Source organism: Pseudomonas sichuanensis, assembly GCF_003231305.1.
Lineage (GTDB): Bacteria > Pseudomonadota > Gammaproteobacteria > Pseudomonadales > Pseudomonadaceae > Aquipseudomonas > Aquipseudomonas sichuanensis.
In genome coordinates this window covers 122,010-138,077 of the sequence record NZ_QKVM01000001.1, presented here as the reverse complement: position 1 = coordinate 138,077, position 16,068 = coordinate 122,010, and the positions used below count along the sequence as shown (strand labels likewise).

The 16,068-nt window shown below is 66.4% G+C and carries 18 protein-coding genes; 10 read left to right on the top strand and 8 right to left on the bottom strand.

The genetic code is table 11. The annotated features are described in order from the left end of the window. Positions 1–10: 10 nt before the first annotated feature. Positions 11–790: an IclR family transcriptional regulator gene (locus tag DM373_RS00650; protein WP_110991704.1), complete on the bottom strand. Its 780-nt coding sequence runs from the start codon at positions 788–790 to the stop codon at positions 11–13. Positions 791–984: 194 nt separating this feature from the next. On the opposite strand from DM373_RS00650, the gene hmgA reads away from it, so the two are divergent. From hmgA to maiA, 3 genes are read left to right on the top strand one after another with little or no spacing between them, the layout of a single operon-like run. Beyond that, entirely contained in the window at positions 985–2,286 is a 1,302-nt protein-coding gene (gene hmgA, locus DM373_RS00645) for a homogentisate 1,2-dioxygenase (protein ID WP_110991703.1), read from the top strand. Positions 2,287–2,289: 3 nt separating this feature from the next. Then, positions 2,290–3,582 (top strand): fumarylacetoacetase, encoded by a 1,293-nt coding sequence (fahA, locus tag DM373_RS00640; protein WP_110991702.1) that lies wholly within the window; start codon positions 2,290–2,292, stop codon positions 3,580–3,582. 12 nt (positions 3,583–3,594) lie between these two features. After that, positions 3,595–4,227 carry a maleylacetoacetate isomerase gene (gene maiA, locus DM373_RS00635; RefSeq protein ID WP_110991701.1) on the top strand — a complete coding sequence of 211 codons (633 nt, stop codon included), beginning with the start codon at positions 3,595–3,597 and terminating at the stop codon, positions 4,225–4,227. On the opposite strand, the gene DM373_RS00630 is transcribed toward maiA, so the two are convergent. Continuing rightward, positions 4,221–5,027 (bottom strand): SirB1 family protein, encoded by an 807-nt coding sequence (locus DM373_RS00630; protein WP_110991700.1) that lies wholly within the window; start codon positions 5,025–5,027, stop codon positions 4,221–4,223. The genes maiA and DM373_RS00630 overlap by 7 nt on opposite strands. A gap of 147 nt (positions 5,028–5,174) precedes the next feature. Here DM373_RS00630 and DM373_RS00625 point away from each other — a divergent pair, with 147 nt between their 5' ends. Next, complete coding sequence (locus DM373_RS00625; protein WP_110991699.1) at positions 5,175–6,194, top strand: Leu/Phe/Val dehydrogenase; 1,020 nt, start codon at positions 5,175–5,177, stop codon at positions 6,192–6,194. 35 nt (positions 6,195–6,229) lie between these two features. Here the strand turns inward: DM373_RS00625 and DM373_RS00620 are convergent, their stop codons facing one another. Continuing rightward, on the bottom strand, positions 6,230–6,493 hold the full coding sequence (locus DM373_RS00620; protein ID WP_012274138.1) for a YebG family protein: 264 nt from the start codon (positions 6,491–6,493) through the stop codon (positions 6,230–6,232). Positions 6,494–6,734: 241 nt separating this feature from the next. On the opposite strand from DM373_RS00620, the gene DM373_RS00615 reads away from it, so the two are divergent. Continuing rightward, positions 6,735–7,205, top strand: coding sequence for a phosphate-starvation-inducible protein PsiE (locus DM373_RS00615; protein WP_110991698.1), 471 nt, complete (start codon positions 6,735–6,737; stop codon positions 7,203–7,205). Between the two features lie 3 nt (positions 7,206–7,208). On the opposite strand, the gene DM373_RS00610 is transcribed toward DM373_RS00615, so the two are convergent. The 5 genes from DM373_RS00610 to DM373_RS00590 form a co-directional block, all read right to left on the bottom strand. Next, positions 7,209–7,496: a DUF3509 domain-containing protein gene (locus tag DM373_RS00610; RefSeq protein ID WP_110991790.1), complete on the bottom strand. Its 288-nt coding sequence runs from the start codon at positions 7,494–7,496 to the stop codon at positions 7,209–7,211. Between the two features lie 126 nt (positions 7,497–7,622). Beyond that, a complete protein-coding gene (locus tag DM373_RS00605) occupies positions 7,623–7,970 on the bottom strand; it encodes an HPF/RaiA family ribosome-associated protein (protein WP_110991697.1) in 348 nt (115 codons plus the stop codon). Between the two features lie 178 nt (positions 7,971–8,148). Then, positions 8,149–10,479 carry a TonB-dependent Fe(3+) dicitrate receptor FecA gene (gene fecA, locus DM373_RS00600; RefSeq protein ID WP_110991696.1) on the bottom strand — a complete coding sequence of 777 codons (2,331 nt, stop codon included), beginning with the start codon at positions 10,477–10,479 and terminating at the stop codon, positions 8,149–8,151. Positions 10,480–10,727: 248 nt separating this feature from the next. Further along, positions 10,728–11,651, bottom strand: a complete 924-nt coding sequence (locus DM373_RS00595; RefSeq protein WP_110991695.1) for a FecR domain-containing protein — start codon at positions 11,649–11,651, stop codon at positions 10,728–10,730. Continuing rightward, positions 11,648–12,142 carry a sigma-70 family RNA polymerase sigma factor gene (locus tag DM373_RS00590; protein WP_110991694.1) on the bottom strand — a complete coding sequence of 165 codons (495 nt, stop codon included), beginning with the start codon at positions 12,140–12,142 and terminating at the stop codon, positions 11,648–11,650. Before DM373_RS00590 ends, DM373_RS00595 begins: the two co-directional genes overlap by 4 nt. 170 nt (positions 12,143–12,312) lie before the next feature. Between DM373_RS00590 and DM373_RS00585 the strand changes: the two genes are divergently transcribed. From DM373_RS00585 to DM373_RS00565, 5 genes are read left to right on the top strand one after another with little or no spacing between them, the layout of a single operon-like run. After that, the gene (locus DM373_RS00585; protein ID WP_110991693.1) at positions 12,313–12,618 is read left to right on the top strand and encodes a DUF3649 domain-containing protein; all 306 of its coding nucleotides are present in this window, start codon (positions 12,313–12,315) and stop codon (positions 12,616–12,618) included. Further along, positions 12,615–14,177, top strand: a complete 1,563-nt coding sequence (locus DM373_RS00580) for a PepSY-associated TM helix domain-containing protein (RefSeq protein WP_110991692.1) — start codon at positions 12,615–12,617, stop codon at positions 14,175–14,177. The genes DM373_RS00585 and DM373_RS00580 overlap by 4 nt, the downstream gene beginning before the upstream one ends. Then, positions 14,177–14,503, top strand: a complete 327-nt coding sequence (locus DM373_RS00575) for a DUF3325 domain-containing protein (RefSeq protein WP_110991691.1) — start codon at positions 14,177–14,179, stop codon at positions 14,501–14,503. Before DM373_RS00580 ends, DM373_RS00575 begins: the two co-directional genes overlap by 1 nt. A gap of 4 nt (positions 14,504–14,507) precedes the next feature. Further along, complete coding sequence (locus tag DM373_RS00570) at positions 14,508–15,083, top strand: RNA polymerase sigma factor (protein ID WP_110991690.1); 576 nt, start codon at positions 14,508–14,510, stop codon at positions 15,081–15,083. Further along, a complete protein-coding gene (locus tag DM373_RS00565; RefSeq protein ID WP_110991689.1) occupies positions 15,080–16,051 on the top strand; it encodes a FecR family protein in 972 nt (323 codons plus the stop codon). The genes DM373_RS00570 and DM373_RS00565 overlap by 4 nt, the downstream gene beginning before the upstream one ends. Positions 16,052–16,068 lie beyond the last annotated feature (17 nt).

Below are 16,068 nucleotides of genomic sequence, written 5' to 3'. Positions count from 1 at the left end.
CTGGCTGTGATCAGCCTGCCTGACTGAAGCCCATGCGCCTGCTGACCGCCTCCGTGGCCGCCAGCAGGCGTTGTGCCGCCGGCCCTTGCTCGTCGGCATGGAAGATCGAGGTCGGCCCGACCACGGTCATCACCGCGGCGATCTGGCCCATGGCGTTGAACACCGGGGCGGACAGCGCGTCCACGCCCGGCATCAGCAGCCCGTGCACATGGTGCAGGCCGCGCTGGCGGATCTGTGCCAGCAACGGCACGTAGTCATCGCTGTTCTGATTCAGGGCTGCCAACTCCCGGTCGCGCAATTCGACGGTCTCGCGCTCAGGCAGGTGCGCGGCGAACACAAGGCCGGTGGACGAGCTGAGCAGCGGCAGCACCGAGCCGATCTGGGTTACCACCGTCACCGCGCGCACTGCCGGCTCGATGCTCACCACGGTCGCGCCCTGGTTACCCCATACGGCGATGAAACAGCTTTCGTTGAGCTCGTCGCGCAGCTGCGACAGCGGCAAAGCCGCGACTTTCAGCACATCGATGCTGCCCAGCGCCGCCATCCCCACCCGCAAGGCCTCGCGGCCCAGCCCGTAATGGTTGGTGGCCGCGTCCTGTTCGGCGAACCCGCTTGAAATCAGGGCCTGCAGGTAGCGGTGGACCTTGCTCGCCGGCATCTGCACATGTTCGGCAAGGCGCGACAGCGAGGTGGAAGGGGAGAGTTCGGCCAGGGCCTTGAGGATGTCGGTGCCGACTTCCGCCGAGCGGACCTTCTGTTTGCCGTTGTCGGTGCTGCTGGCTTTGGCCATGGGGGAGACATCTATCCAGATTTTACGGGGTGGCGCCTTTATAGCTTGACGCCTGCACGGGAGCAAATTACGTTATTCGTAATCTGATTACGAAAATAACAATGCAGACGCGCTGCCGCCCCAGGTGCCGGTTTCAGGATCGGGCTTCGCAGCCAGCTGCCCATGACGGCTCTGAGCAGCCCGGAGGCACCGAGATGACCCGCGACACCTCACCTGAACTTGAGTACCTGAGCGGTTTCGGCAACGAATTCGCCAGCGAAGCCTTGCCCGGCGCGCTGCCGGTCGGGCAGAACTCGCCGCAGAAGGCGCCCTACGGGCTGTACGCCGAGCTGCTGTCGGGCACCGCGTTCACCATGGCCCGCAGCGAACTGCGCCGCACCTGGCTGTACCGCATTCGCCCGTCGGCATTGCACCCACGCTTCGAGCGCCTGGAGCGCCAGCCGCTGGCCGGCGCCCTGGGCGCCATCACCCCCAATCGCCTGCGCTGGAACCCCCAGCCGATCCCGTCCGAACCCACCGACTTCATCGAAGGCTGGTTGCCGATGGTGGCCAACTCGGCGGCGGAAAAACCGGCCGGCGTGAGCATCTACATCTACCGCGCCAACCGCTCCATGGAGCGGGTGTTCTTCAACGCCGACGGTGAACTGCTGCTGGTGCCCGAACAGGGCCGCCTGCGCATCGCCACCGAGCTGGGCGTGCTGGACGTGGCGCCGCTGGAGATCGCGGTCATCCCGCGGGGCATGAAATTCCGTGTCGAACTGCTCGATGCCCAGGCCCGCGGCTACATCGCCGAAAACCACGGCGCGCCCCTGCGCATCCCGGACCTCGGCCCGATCGGCAGCAACGGCCTGGCCAACCCGCGCGACTTCCTCACCCCGGTGGCCCACTACGAAGAAACCAGCGGGCCGGTGCAGTTGGTGCAGAAGTTCCTCGGCGAACACTGGGCCTGCGAGCTTTCGCACTCGCCGCTGGACGTGGTCGCCTGGCACGGCACCAACGTGCCGTACAAGTACGACCTGCGCCGCTTCAACACCATCGGCACGGTCAGCTTCGACCACCCCGACCCGTCGATCTTCACCGTGCTGACCTCGCCCACCAGCGTGCATGGCATGGCCAACATGGACTTCGTGATTTTCCCGCCGCGCTGGATGGTGGCCGAGAACACCTTCCGTCCACCATGGTTCCACCGCAATCTGATGAACGAATTCATGGGCCTGATCCAGGGCGCCTACGACGCCAAGGCCGAAGGTTTCCTGCCGGGCGGCGCTTCGCTGCATGGCGTGATGAGCGCCCACGGGCCCGACGCCGAGACCTGCGACAAAGCCATCGCCGCAGACCTGGCACCGCACAAGATCGACGACACCATGGCCTTCATGTTCGAGACCAGCCAGGTGCTGCGCCCGAGCCGTCAGGCCCTCGACAGCCCGCAATTGCAGGCCGACTACGATAGTTGCTGGGCCACCTTGCCGAGCACCTTCAACCCGAACCGGAGATAACCGATGAACCACACCGCCATTGCCCGTAGCTGGGTCGAGCACGCCAACGGGCACAGCGACTTCCCGCTGCAGAACCTGCCGCTGGGCATCTTCAGCCGCCCGGGGCAGGCGCCACGTTGCGGCGTGGCCATCGGCGACGCCATCCTCGACCTTGAGGCCGTGCTGGCTGCCGGGTTGTTCGAAGGTGAGGCCAAGGCCGCAGTCGAGGCCACCAAGGGCGGCGCATTGAATGCTTTCTTCGCCCTCGGCCGCCCGGCGCGGGTCGCCCTGCGCGAACGCCTGCTGGTGCTGTTGGGGGAGGGGAGCGAACACCAGGCCGCGCTGAACGCTGCCTTGTACCCCGCCAGCACCTGCCAGTTGCACCTGCCGGCGAAGATCGGCGACTACACCGATTTCTACGTGGGCATCGAGCATGCCAAGAACGTCGGCAAGCTGTTCCGCCCGGACAACCCGTTGCTGCCCAACTACAAGCACGTGCCGATCGGCTACCACGGCCGCGCCTCGACCATTCGCCCCTCCGGTGCCGATGTACGCCGACCAAAGGGCCAGACCTTGCCGGCCGGGCAGACCGAGCCAAGTTTCGGCCCCTGCGCGCGCCTGGACTACGAGCTGGAGCTGGGCATCTGGATCGGCCAGGGCAATGAGCTGGGGCAGTCGATCCCGATTGGCGATGCCGCCGAGCACGTGGCCGGCTTCTGCCTGCTCAACGATTGGTCGGCCCGCGATATCCAGGCCTGGGAGTACCAGCCGCTGGGGCCGTTCCTGTCCAAGAGCTTCATCAGTACCGTGTCGCCCTGGGTGGTGACCGCCGAAGCGCTCGAGCCGTTCCGCTGCGCCCAGCCGGCGCGCCCGGAGGGTGACCCGCAGCCGCTGTCGTACCTGCTGGACACCCGTGACCAGGCCGGTGGCGCCTTCGATATCGAGCTCGAGGTGCTGCTGCTGACCGAGCGCATGCGCGAGCAGAACCTGCCGGCCCATCGCCTGACCTTGAGCAGCACCCGCAGCATGTACTGGACCGTGGCACAGATGGTTGCCCACCACAGCGTCAACGGTTGCCAGTTGCAGCCGGGCGATCTGTTCGGTTCGGGCACCCTGTCGGGCGCCACGCCGGGGTCGTTCGGCAGCCTGCTGGAGATCACCGAGGGCGGCAAGCACCCGGTGGAGCTGGCCAGCGGCGAGGTGCGCAAGTTCCTCGAGGATGGTGACGAAGTCATCCTGCGGGCCCGTTGCGTGCGCGATGGCGTAGCCAGCATCGGCTTCGGCGAGTGCCGCGGCACCATCGTCGCGGCCAACTGAGGGGGCAGGGCGATGGAGCTGTTTACCTACTATCGGTCCACCTCGTCGTACCGGGTGCGCATCGCCCTGGCGCTCAAGGGCCTGGACTACCAGGCTCTGCCGGTCAACCTGCTCAAGGGCGAGCAGCGCGGCGATGACTATCTGGCGCTCAACCCGCAAGGGCGGGTGCCCGCCCTGCGCACCGACGGCGGCGAACTGCTGGTGCAGTCGCCGGCGATCATCGAGTACCTGGAGGAGGTTTATCCACAGCCGGCGCTGCTGCCGGCCGCTGCCGAGGCGCGCGCCAAGGTGCGCGGCGTGGCGGCGATCATCGGTTGCGACGTGCACCCTCTGCACAACGTCAGTGTGCTCAACCAGCTGCGCCAGCTGGGGCACGATGAGACGCAGGTCAATCAGTGGATCGCCCACTGGATCGGCCAAGGGCTGGCGGCGGTGGAGCAATTGATCGGCGATGAGGGCTTCTGCTTCGGTGCCACGCCGGGGCTGGCCGATGTCTACCTGATCCCGCAGCTGTACGCGGCCGAGCGCTTCAACATCGACCTGAGCGGCTACCCGCGCATTCGCAGGGTGGCGGCGCTGGCCGAGGCGCATCCGGCGTTTGCCAAGGCTCACCCTGCACGGCAGGTGGACACGCCGGCTCAGTGAATCGAGCGCTTGGTCGACGGTAGTTGGCCGAGCCGCTCGCTCAGTTTCAGGCGCTGGATCGGGTCGTCGGTCAGCAGCAGCGCATGCTCCAGGTCGAAGCGTTCGGCCTGGGGGCACTCCAGGTGCTGGTAGAGGGTGGCCCGGGCCAGGTAGTCGCTGACCTGCACCGGGCCCAGTTGCATCACCCGTTCGGCATCGATGAGTGCGGCAAGGTCGTTGTCGTTGCTGCTGTGCAGCTGGCGCAGGTTGCGCGACAGGCGCTGGAGCATCTGCATCGGTGAGGCGCTGCGCAGGTGTTCGGCACTCAACGGCAACTGTGCGCCGAACTGGCGGGCGAGCAGTTCGCGGCAGTCGTTGGGGTAGAGGCGGCGCCCGCCGCAGGGGTCGAGCAGGTGATCGGCCCCAGGCACGCGCAGCAGGAAGTGGCCGGGAAAGTTGACCCCTTCGAGCGGGATCGACAGGTGCCGGGCCAGCTCCAGGGCGAGGATGGCCAACAGCAGCGGCTGGCCACGGCGGCGCTGCAGCACCTTGTCCATCAGCGCCACATGCGGGCGCAGCGGGTGGTACTCATCCTGCTGGAAGCCCAGGGCGTTGAGCTGGCGCAGCAGCGGCTGGGCCAGTTCGTTCAGGGGCAGCATCGGCAGGTGGCTACTGACCTCGCACTGCAGCTCGTGCACGCGCGCCAGGCCGATCGAGGGGTCGACGCTGTGATCGTGTTCGGCGGCTATCCACAGGGCGGCTTCCAGCAGGGCGGCCGGTTCGCGTTGCAGGCAGGCCAGGCAGGCTTGGCGTGGGTTCATGGGGACTCTCCGTCACGCTTGTACTATTAGCTCTGCCACCGGCATTCGTCTAGCTCTGGCACCGGCTTTCGTCCAGTGGTCCGCCCGTGCGGCGGCCCTGATGCACCTGCCTATACTGGTAGGAGCACCTCTCGGGGGAGCCCGTCGATGTTCGCCCTCATGCAAAGTACCCGCACCCAGTCACTGCACCTGTTCATAGACCCGCCCACGGGTCTGAAGGCCGTGGTGGCTATTCACAGCGAACACCTGGGGCCGGCCATGGGCGGTTGCCGCTACCTGCCCTATGCCGATGACGAAAGCGCGATGACCGATGCCATACGCCTGGCCCAGGGCATGAGCTTCAAGGCCGCCCTGGCGGGCTTGCCGATGGGCGGCGGCAAGGCGGTGATCGTGCGTAACCCGCATGTGGAGAACCGTGCGGCATTGTTCGAAGCGTTCGGCCGTTTCGTGGACACCCTTCAAGGCCGCTTCATCACTGCCGTGGACAGTGGCACCTCGACCCTCGACATGGACTGCATTGCCCAGTCCACACCCCATGTCACCAGCACCACCGCCTCGGGCGATCCCTCGCCCCATGCAGCGATGGGGGTGTTTGCCGGCATTCGCGCAACGTCCATGGCCCGCCTGGGCAGCGACAACCTGGAAGGGTTGCGGGTGGCGGTGCAGGGCCTGGGTAATGTGGGCTACGCGTTGGCCGAGCAACTGCATGCGGCGGGAGCCGAGTTGCTGGTCAGTGACCTGGATGCGGGGAAGGTGCGCCTGGCGGTGGAGCAACTCAATGCACACCCGGTGACCAATGATGCCTTGATCAGCACCCCCTGCGATATCTTCGCGCCTTGTGGGGTAGGGCCGGTGCTGAACGGGCAGAGCGTGATGCAACTGCGCTGCGCAGCGGTGGCGGGCTCGGCCAACAACCAGCTGACTACCTTGCAGGTAGCCGACCAGTTGGAGAACCGCGGAATACTGTATGCGCCGGATTATGTGATCAATGCCGGCGGCTTGATCTACGTGGCGTTGAAGCATCGCGGTGAAGACCTGGGCACCATCACCGCGCACCTGGCGCGGATACCCACGCGGTTGACCGAGGTGTTTGCCCATGCCCAGGCCGAAAAACGCTCACCGGCCCGGGTGGCGCAGATGCTGGCGGAAAGGTTGCTCTACGGCTGAGAAGGCTTGCGCTTCTACAGGGGGCCGCGCCGATTTTACTCGGCAGCCCCACCTTCGAGCAGTTCCGCCAGCGCATCCGGCTGGCTCTTGAACGCGCGGGCGAACACATCGCGGTTCTTGGCCATGTAGATACCGGCTTCCTCGACCTGCTGCTCGCTCAGCGACGGCACCGCTTTGTGCAGTACTTCAGCCAGGCGCTCGGCCAGTTCGAGCATCTTGTCGTGACGATCTGCTTCGGCCTTATCCATGAACAAGCGCTCCGGGTCGCGGCTGCTGCGGTACACCACTTCGACGGCCATTCATCACCTCTATGCCTTTTTGCTGGTTGGGGTATTAACTGTATTTTTATACAGTACAGGTGAAGGCCTGCTCACTGCAACTGCAGTGATGGCCATTCGCGAGCAAAAAGCCTAGCGCACAAGTGCCCTGCGGCAATCCACCACCTTCCAAGACAGGGTGCCTGGCCCTTTAACTGCATGGCACAACAAATGTCACAGGCGTGACGCACCATCCTTCAGCCGTATCGGGGAATCGAACATCGTGAACACCAAATGGGCAGACAAGCTGCGCAAGGGCCTGCATGGCTCCGCCGACTCGCTGGGCAACCTGTGCGTGGAGGCATTCCACTACCTGGCGCTGTTCGGCATCGGGGCGATCACTGCCTATGCGGCGGTGGTGACCTTCCTGGACATGTTGGGCAAGGGCGGGGTCAGCGTCGATGACATCCTGCTGCTGTTCATCTACCTGGAGCTGGGGGCGATGGTGGGGATCTACTTCAAGACCAACCACATGCCCATCCGCTTCCTGCTGTACGTGGCGATCACCGCGCTGACCCGCTTGCTGATCGGCGATGTGTCGCACCACAAGGCGCCGGATGTCGGGCTGCTGTACGTGTGCGGCGGCATCCTGCTGCTGGCGTTCGCCATCCTGGTGGTGCGCTACGCCTCCTACCGCTACCCCTCGACCAAGGTGCTGGACGCCAACGGCAAGGAAGTGGACGAGGGCAAATAGCCCTCAGTTGGCCAGGCAGCAGGCCGGGTGGCGATGATCGCGGGTCAGTGCGGCCAGCACTTGCAGCGGGTTCTGGCCAAGCTCGATGGCCAGGCCCAGGCGGATGCTGTCGATGACCCGCTGCAGGCGCACCGGGTCGTTGCGCTGGGCCGCGCTGACCAGGCGCCTGGCAACCACGCCGCTGTCATCGGAGAGGGTCAGCATGATGCTGCCATCGAGGCGCTCGATGCTCAGGTTGACCCGGTATTCGGGGGCGAACGCAGCGCTGATCTGGTCGAAGGGGTTGTTCATGGACAAGGCCTGCATTGAATGACTGCAGGAGTTGACCGGGGCATGCCGGGGTTGGTTCAGGCCCGCTGATCGGTGCAAATGAAAACGCCCGGCGCAAGGCCGGGCGTTTTTTCTGATGCGGTTAGGTCAGGCGTCTGGGTCGCTCAGCTCAAGCACGCCACGTTTACTGCGCAGTTTGCCGTAGAAATGTTCCAGTGCGTGGTTGAGCTTGTTGGCGGCGCCATCGACCGCCTGGTCCAGCGAAGTGGCGGTATGGGTCACGGAAATCGGTTGATGGCCTTTGGGGCGAGCCTCCATCTGGCAGCGTTTGTCGTGCGGTCCGGGCTTGGCGCCGTTCTCGTCGCGCAAATGGACTTCGATGCGGGTGAGGTCTTCTTCGTAGCGTTCAAGGCTGCTGTGCAGCGTGGCGCGGACCCACTCGTCGAGACGGTTGTTGCCTTCGAAATGGTTGCTGCTGTTGACCTGGATTTGCATGACTTCAATCCTTATTCAGCTTGCTCGCGGGAGGCACTATCAAGCCACTGAGGGCGTTGGTCTTTTTGCGCCTCTTGACTCTAAGGTCAGGCATCCGCGCGACGAATTCAACCCCCTGCGCAAGAAAAATTTCCTGTTGCAAAAAGCCCGGCGGTCGCCGGGCTTTCGTTGTCGTCGGTCAGAACTCAACCGAGGTCTGCAGGTATAGAGTACGGGGTTCGCCCACGTACTTGCCCTTGTTGTTGTCGTCGAACGAGCGGGTGTAGTACTCGCGGTTGAACAGGTTCTTCACCCCCACCGCCACCTTCAGGTTCGATAGCGCAGGGCCGAAGTCATACCCGGCCCGGGTGCTCACCAGCATGTAGCCGGGGATGCGCCCGGTGCTGCCGTCGGCGCTCTCGCTGCCGGTGTTGGCGTTGTCGGCGTACTGGCTGCTCTGGAAGCTGCTGTCCAGGTTCAACTGCCACGGGCCCTCGGTGTAACCCACGCCCAGGGTACCTTTGTGGCGCGACGAGAACGGCACCTGGTTACCCTTGTTCGGCCCGTCCTCACGGATGGTGGCATCGACGAAGGCGTAGCCGGCATGCACGTCGAAACCGGCCAGTGCCGGGCTCAGGCCGTCGAGGGCGTAGCGCACGCTGGTCTCGATGCCCTGGTGGCGGGTTTCGCCGCGGGCGATCACCGAATCGTTGGTCTGGTTGCTTTCGTACTGGTTGTCGAAATTGATCAGAAATGCGCCGATCTCCGCCTGCAGGTCGCCATCGTCGTAACGGGTGCCGACTTCCCAGGTACGTGCTTTCTCCGGTTTCACCTCGCCACTGCTGACCCGGTTGGGCATCTGGCTGTACTGCACGCTGCCGAATGATCCTTCGGTGTTGGCGTACAGGTTCCAGGTATCGGTGAGGTGGTACATCACGTTGAGTGCCGGCAAGGCGGTGTTGTAGCTGCCCTGATAGCGCTGGCCGTTGAGTTTGTTGCTCTGCTCGGAGTCGATCATCTCGTAGCGCACGCCCGGGGTGATGGTCCAGCGGCCGATGTCGATGCGGTCGTCCAGGTAGATCGCATGGGCCTCGGTGCTGCCACGGGTGTCGCGGTCGTTGCGGCTGTCGGTGGTGGGCAGCAGGTTGCTGCGGGTCGGCTCGCGGTAGCGCAGTTCGTGGCCGGCTTCGTTGATGTAGCGGTAGCCGATGCCCAGTTCGTGCCAGCTGTCACCCAGCGCCACGCCCTGGGAGAAGCGCGTCTCGATACCGCGCACCCAGTATTCGCGCGGCGACAGCGAAACGAAGCTGCCCTGGTCCAGATAACCGCTGCGCAGGGTCTTGGTGAAGAAGCTGTTGACGCTGAACTGGCGGTCGTCCTGCTTGTAGTCGTAGCCGAAGTTGAACAGTGTGCGGCGGCCCCAGAACTTGTCCTTGAGGCGGGTCGACTGGTAGGGATCGTCGTCGAACGCCGCTGCGCTCAGCCCGCCCGGCATCTCGGCCTCGCCCTCGTAGTACTGGGCCATGGCATGCAGGCTGTTGGCCTCGTCGAGCTGCAGCTTGCCCTTGAGCATCAGGTCGTCGATCTGCGTGTCGCTGTGTTCGCGCCAGTCGCTGCCCCGGGTGCCGGAGTACAGCAGGGCACCGCCCAGGCCGTTGGCGTTGGTGCCGCCGATCAGCAGGTTGGCGTTGTTCTTCAGGCCATCCTGGCTGGACGACGGGCTGATCTGGTTCTGCATCGCCGCCTTGAACGTCGCCTCTTCGGGGATGGCTCGGGTGACGAAGTTGACGATGCCACCGACGTTCTGCGGCCCGTAGCGCACCGCGCCGCCGCCGCGCACCACGTCCACCGCGTCCATGTTGCCCAGGCTGATCGGCGCCAGCGACAGTTGTGGTTGGCCGTAAGGGGCGAACGGCACCGGGATGCCGTCCATCAGCACGGTGGAGCGCGACGCCAGGCGTGGGTTGAGGCCACGGATGCCGAAGTTCAGCGCCAGGTCGTGGCTGCCGGTGCCGTTGTTCTCCGGCGCGTTCACCCCGGGGATGCGGTTGAGCACCTCGCGGGCGCTGCTGGCGCCGCTGCGCTCGAACGCCTCGCGGCGCACCACGTCACGGGCGCCGGGGTGCTCGAAAACGTTGTCCTGGCGCGCATCGGCCAGCCAGTCGCCGACCACGGTCGAGGCCCCCAGCTCAACGGCCGCGCCGCTATTGCCCGCCTGTACCGGTTGCAGACTGTAGGCGTTGTCGGCTTCCTGGCGGGCTTGCAGGCCGCTGCCGCGCAGCAAGGCATCCAGGCCCTGGCCCACCTCGTACTGGCCGTCCAGGCCGGGGCTGCTCAGGCCTTGGGTCAGCGCCGAGCCGAACGAGATCAACGCGCCGCTTTCGCGACCGAACTGGTTGAGCGCGTCTTCCAGGCTGCCGGAGGCGATGTGGTAGCTGCGGGTTTCGGCGGCCAGAGTGGCGGGCACGGCGCCGCCCAGACTGATGGCGAGCAGCAGGGCGTGGGCGAGGGGGCTGGGGCGCAGAAGCATGGGGCGGTGGTCCTGTGAGAAGGGGGTTCTGCCTTCTCTGTCACGCGAGGTCGGGGAAATGGCTCAGCTGATCTGCACTTTTTTCAGGTTTTCTAAAAAGTGCGATTCCTGTAGGAGCGGCCTTGTGCCGCGAAAGGGCCGCAGAGCGGCCCCGGGATCTATGGCTGAAGCAACTATTGCCGGGGCCGCTTCGCGGCCCTTTCGCGGCACAAGGCCGCTCCTACATCGGTCGCGCAGGCTTGCTGCCCTCACCCTGTAGCCGCCTCGACCGACACCCAGTACCGGGTAAACCGGCGCACCTTCACCGGCAACGCCACCTCCAGCATGGCCAGGATCCGCTCGCTGTCTTCCAGCGGATACGAGCCGGAAATCCGCAAGTCGGCCACCCGTTCGCTGCAACCCAATTGCCCAAGCCGGTAGCGCGAAAGCTCGGCAACAAAGTCGCTGAGGCGCATCTGCGACACCACCAGCATGCCGTCCACCCAGGCTGCGCGGTTCGGCTCGAGCGGCGCGATCGCCTGCCAACCGCCCCCGGCGAAACGCGCCTGGTGCCCGGCCAGCAAGCTCTGCCCGGCCACGCTGGCGCTGCCGCTGAACACCGTGACCAGGCTGAAACCGTCGAACTGGCGCACATTGAAGCGGCCGCTGCCCAGCAGCAGGTCGCCTTCGCCGGTGCGCAGCCGCAGCGGGCGCGCATCGTTGGCCGCCTCCAGCAACAGCTCGCCCTCCTGCAGGCGCACCAGCCGCTGCTGGCCATCGAAGCGCACATCGGCGGCGCTGCGGGTGTTCAGGTGCAATCGGCTGCCATCGTCGAGGGTCAGGCGCCGGCGTTGGCCGACCGGGCTGCGATAGTCGGCCATCAGCCCCGGCAGCGGGTTGTGCTGCTGCAGGCCCAGCCCGGTGGCACTGGCCACACCCACCAGCAGCAGTGCCTTGAGCGCCCGGCGCCGGGCCGGGGAGGGCGGCGCCTGCAGGGTCGCGTGCACCACCGGCGAGGCCACGCCGCGCAGGCGCTGGTTGACCTGCTGAATGTGCGCCCAGGCGCGCTGGTGCTCATGGTCGGCTGCCAGCCAGCGTTCCAGCGCCAGGTGCTGGTCGAAGCCCTCGGCCTGGGATTCGATCAGCCAATGCACGGCCTGCTCGGCGACCCGGGGGGCGAACGTGGTGTTCATTGGGCGAAGTAGCAGCGCAGGGCTGCCTTGTGCAGGTGGCGCTTGACCGTCGCCAGCGAGATGCCCAGTTCCCGGGCGATCTCGCCCTGGCCCAGGCCGTCGACCTGGGCCAGCAGGAACGCGCGCTTGACCAGCGGCGGCAGGCCATCGAGCAGGCGGTCGAGCTCCAGCAGGGTGTCGAAGATGATCGCCTTTTCTTCTTCGCTCGGCGCCACCTGCTCGGGCACCAGGGCCAGCGCCTCGAGGTAGGCGCGCTCCAGTTCCTGGCGGCGGAAGTGGTTGCACAGTACCCGCTTGGCCACGGTGGCGAGGAAGGCGCGGGGCTCTACCAGTTGCGGCGCTTCACGGGCCTGGAGCAGCCGCACGTAGGTGTCCTGGGCCAGGTCGGCGGCGCTCTGCGGGCAACCCAGGCGCCGCCGCAACCAGCCGGTAAGCCAGCTGTGATGGTTGAGGTAGAGGCCTTCGACGGTGGAGGAGAGGGCGCTGGGCACCGATGCGACTCCGGCGCTCAATGGCGCAACTGGAAGTAAGAATTGTTCGCATTGTATTCAGGCCTCGACCTTTCGGCAATCGCTGCGAGGGGACGCAGTTCATCCCCGACTCTTTGCTTATGAGAATTGAAATCATTACTATTGCACCCCCATTTCCCCGGACCACCGCGATGAAGAGCAAAGCCGCCGGCCCCCCCTTGAGCTATCGCCTGGCCGTGGCCTCACGCAGCCTGGCGGCACTGCTGGGCGGCTACCTGCTGGCGTCACTGGCCAGCGTGTGCATCACCCTGCTCACGCCCATGGCCCAGGTCGATGCCGCGCTTACCGGCATGATGCTGTCGTTCGTGGTCTACCTGCTGGCTTTCATCGGCTGCTTCGCCTGTCGCAGCGCCTGGCGCGCCTGGCTCGGCGTGCTGCTGCCCAGCTTAGTGCTGGGCCTGATCGCCGGGCTTGCCTACTGGATGAAAAACGGATGAAAGAGGGCTTTCGCCAGGCCATGGCCTGGTTGCACACCTGGACCGGGCTGATCTTCGGCTGGCTGCTGTTCGCCATTTTCCTCACCGGGACGCTGTCGTATTTCAAGGACGAGATCAGCCACTGGAGCGCGCCCGAAGTCCAGAGCCACCCGCTGGATCCGGTGGCCAGCCTGGCGCTGGCGCAGCGCTACCTGCAAAGCAACGCCGGCCACGCCAACAGCTGGTTCATCCGCCTGCCCAGCGAGCGCGAGCCGGCGCTCAGCGTCAGTTGGCGCGACCCGAATGCGGGTGGGCGACGCGGCATGGTCAGGAAGGACCTGGACGCGGTCAGCGGCCAGGAAGTGGCGGGCCGAGACAGCCGTGGCGGCGAGTTCTTCTACCGCTTCCACTTCGAGCTGCAGATGCCCTATCCGTGGGGGCGCTGGTTGGCCACCTTCTGCGCCTTCATCATGCTGCTGGGCCTGGTGACCGGGATCATCACCCACAAGAAGATCTTCAAGGAGTTCTTCACCTTCCGCCCCGGCAAGGGCCAGCGCTCCTGGCTCGACGGCCATAACGCCATCGGCGTGCTGGTGCTGCCGTTCCACCTGATGATCAGCTACAGCAGCCTGGTGATCTTCATGTACATGGTGATGCCGGCCAGCATCATGGCCAGCTATGGCGACAGCGGCGACTATTTCAACGACCTGTTCGGCCGTGACCAAACCCCGGCGCTGGCAGGCGTCGCGGCACCCCTGGCGCCATTGCCGCAGTTGTACGCCAAGGTACAGGCGCAGGCGCCGGGCGCGCGCATGGGCTTCATCCAGGTGCAGAACCCTGGCGACGGCAATGCCCGGGTCACCTTCAGCCGCGCCTCGGCGGACAGCGTGGCCTACAAGCGCAGCGCCAACTGGACCTTCGATGGTGTCAGCGGCGCCCTGCTTAGCCAAGGCGCGCCGGAGAGCGCGGCGATGATGGCTTCGTTCACCTTCGTCGGCCTGCACATGGGCAATTTCGCCGGGCCGTGGCTGCGCTGGCTGTATTTCGCTTTCGGCGTGGCCGGCACGGCGGTGATCGGCACGGGCCTGGTGATGTGGCTGGGCAAACGCCAGCTCAAGCACGCCAAGAGCGGGCATATGCCGGTCGAGCTGCGCCTGGTCGAGGTGCTCAACATCGCCAGCATGAGCGGCCTGCTGCTCGGCGTGGCGGCGTTCTTCTGGGCCAACCGCCTGCTGCCGGTGACGTTGCAGGGGCGTGCCGACTGGGAGGTCAATGCCTTCTTCCTGGCCTGGGCCCTGGCGCTGGCCCATGCCGTGCTGCGCCCCGGGCGCCGGGCCTGGGGCGAGCAGTTGGCGCTGGGCGCGCTTGCCTTCGCCCTGGTGCCGCTGCTCAACGCCCTGACCACCGGCCAGGGGTTGAACCATTCCATTGCCGTCGGTGACTGGGCCATGGCCGGGTTCGACCTGACTGCACTGGGCACCGGGCTGTTTCTCGCCTGGGCTGCCGGCAAGATGCTGCGCGCGCCCAAGGCCATGCCCAAGCGCGCCCCCAAGGCGGCCAAAGCCGTGGAGGTGAGCTGATGTTGAGCGTTGCGCTGCTCGGTTTCGCCGGTTTCGCCGGCCTGTGCCTGGCCATGGATAAACACTTCAACGACCTGCTCGGGCGCAAGCCCACGGCCATCGTGCTCAAGGCCCTGCGCATCGGTGGCTGGTCGCTGTTGCTGCTGTCGCTGGTGCTGGCCGTGCACTTGCAGGGCCTGGCCCTCGGCCTGGTGGAATGGATCGCCGTGCTGATGGCCGGGGTGACGCTGTGGGTGTTCGGCCTGCCGTACCAGCCGCGGTTGCTGGTTGGCCTGGCAGCGGCCAGCCTGGTGCTTGGGCCGTTGCTGGCCGTGCTGGCGGTGTAAGGCGTTGCGCGAACCGGGGGAGGTGATCGACGCCGACGCCGAGGCCAGCCATGGCCGGGCGCGCTTCGTCCAGGTGTTCCTCGCCCAGCGTGCGCGCATGGAGGCGCTGGTCAACCGGCGCATCGGCTGCCGCGCCACCGCCGCCGACCTGGTGCAGGAGCTGTTCCTGCGCTTCTGGCGCCGCCCCGAGGTCAAGGTCGAGGCCCTCGATACTTACCTGCTGCGCAGCGCCAGCAACCTGGCCATCGACTACTTGCGCAGCGAAGGCAGCCGCGACCGCGTGGCCGAAGGCTTACAGCACACCGACGACGAAGCCTTCGCCCAGGCGCCCGAACAGGCCCTGGAGGTCGACCATGACCTGCAGCGCATCGAGGCGGCGCTGCGCGCCTTGCCCGAGCGCAGCCGGCAGATCTTCTTGCTCAATCGCATCCACGGCTGCACCTATGGCGAGATCGCCAAGGCCATGCAGCTGTCCCAGAGCGCTGTGGAAAAGCATATGATGCGCGCCCTCGAAGCGTGCAAGGCGAGTGTCGCCGAAGCCGCACCTCCACCGCGCCGGCCAGGGAGCGCCCGTCGATGAGCCTCGAACCGCCTATCACTGCCGAACAGTCCCGGGACGCCCTGGGCTGGCTGATGCGCATCCAGCAGCAGCCGGAGCAGGCCGAAAGCGCCGCCTTCAAGCGCTGGTTGCTGCAGGCCCCGGCCCATCGCCAAGCCTACGCCCAGGCCCAGGCGTTGTGGCGCCAGACCGAGGCCCCGGCCGCGCGCCTGGCCGCTGAAGAACAGGCCGGCCTGCAGCAGTACCTCGAGGCCATGCGCCGGCCTGCGCGCAAACCCCATTGGCAGCGTTTCGCCATGGCCGCTTGCCTGGTGCTGGCGCTGGGTGGTGTGGCCGGCTGGCAGCCGCAGCACTGGTTGCAGGACCTGCGCGCCGACTACACCAGCGCCGAGCAGGTGCGCCAGGTGACTCTGGCCGATGGTTCGCAACTGACACTGGACGCCGGCACGGCGATCGGCGTGGACTTCGACCAGGGTGAACGCCGTGTGCGCCTGCTGCGCGGCGCTGCGTTCTTCCAGGTGACCCACACCGGCGCGCCGTTCCTGGTCGACGCCAACGGCGGGCAGGTGCGCGTGCTCGGCACCCAGTTCGAAGTGCGCGAGCAGGGTGAGGGGGCCCAGGTCACGGTGCGCAGCGGCCGGGTGGCGGTGACGCCTGCCCAGGGCCAGTCGGCGCGCGAGCTGACCGCCAATCAACAGCTGGCCTATGCCACCGGCAGCGCGGGCGCGGTCGAGGCGGTGGACAGCGACAGCCGCCTGGCCTGGCGCCAGGGCTGGCTGAATTATTACCAGGTGCCGCTGGGGCAGGTGGTCGAGGACCTGGGGCGTTACTACCCCGGGCGGATCGTGCTGCTCGACGGCGAGCTGGCGCAGCGCAAGGTCAGTGGCAGCTTCCCGGTGGCCGAGCCGCTACTGGCGCTGGACTCGCTGGGCAAGGTGCTGGGGTTCACGCGCCAGACGCTGTTGGGGCGCTTGACGGTGTTGCGCTGACAAACAATCGCGGGGCA

Coding starts and splice junctions, on each gene's coding strand:
- DM373_RS00650 (WP_110991704.1), bottom strand. CDS start 790: ATGGCCAAAGCCAGCAGCACCGACAACGGCAAACAGAAGGTCCGCTCG.
- hmgA (WP_110991703.1), top strand. CDS start 985: ATGACCCGCGACACCTCACCTGAACTTGAGTACCTGAGCGGTTTCGGC.
- fahA (WP_110991702.1), top strand. CDS start 2,290: ATGAACCACACCGCCATTGCCCGTAGCTGGGTCGAGCACGCCAACGGG.
- maiA (WP_110991701.1), top strand. CDS start 3,595: ATGGAGCTGTTTACCTACTATCGGTCCACCTCGTCGTACCGGGTGCGC.
- DM373_RS00630 (WP_110991700.1), bottom strand. CDS start 5,027: ATGAACCCACGCCAAGCCTGCCTGGCCTGCCTGCAACGCGAACCGGCC.
- DM373_RS00625 (WP_110991699.1), top strand. CDS start 5,175: ATGTTCGCCCTCATGCAAAGTACCCGCACCCAGTCACTGCACCTGTTC.
- DM373_RS00620 (WP_012274138.1), bottom strand. CDS start 6,493: ATGGCCGTCGAAGTGGTGTACCGCAGCAGCCGCGACCCGGAGCGCTTG.
- DM373_RS00610 (WP_110991790.1), bottom strand. CDS start 7,496: ATGAACAACCCCTTCGACCAGATCAGCGCTGCGTTCGCCCCCGAATAC.
- DM373_RS00605 (WP_110991697.1), bottom strand. CDS start 7,970: ATGCAAATCCAGGTCAACAGCAGCAACCATTTCGAAGGCAACAACCGT.
- fecA (WP_110991696.1), bottom strand. CDS start 10,479: ATGCTTCTGCGCCCCAGCCCCCTCGCCCACGCCCTGCTGCTCGCCATC.
- DM373_RS00595 (WP_110991695.1), bottom strand. CDS start 11,651: ATGAACACCACGTTCGCCCCCCGGGTCGCCGAGCAGGCCGTGCATTGG.
- DM373_RS00585 (WP_110991693.1), top strand. CDS start 12,313: ATGAAGAGCAAAGCCGCCGGCCCCCCCTTGAGCTATCGCCTGGCCGTG.
- DM373_RS00580 (WP_110991692.1), top strand. CDS start 12,615: ATGAAAGAGGGCTTTCGCCAGGCCATGGCCTGGTTGCACACCTGGACC.
- DM373_RS00575 (WP_110991691.1), top strand. CDS start 14,177: ATGTTGAGCGTTGCGCTGCTCGGTTTCGCCGGTTTCGCCGGCCTGTGC.
- DM373_RS00565 (WP_110991689.1), top strand. CDS start 15,080: ATGAGCCTCGAACCGCCTATCACTGCCGAACAGTCCCGGGACGCCCTG.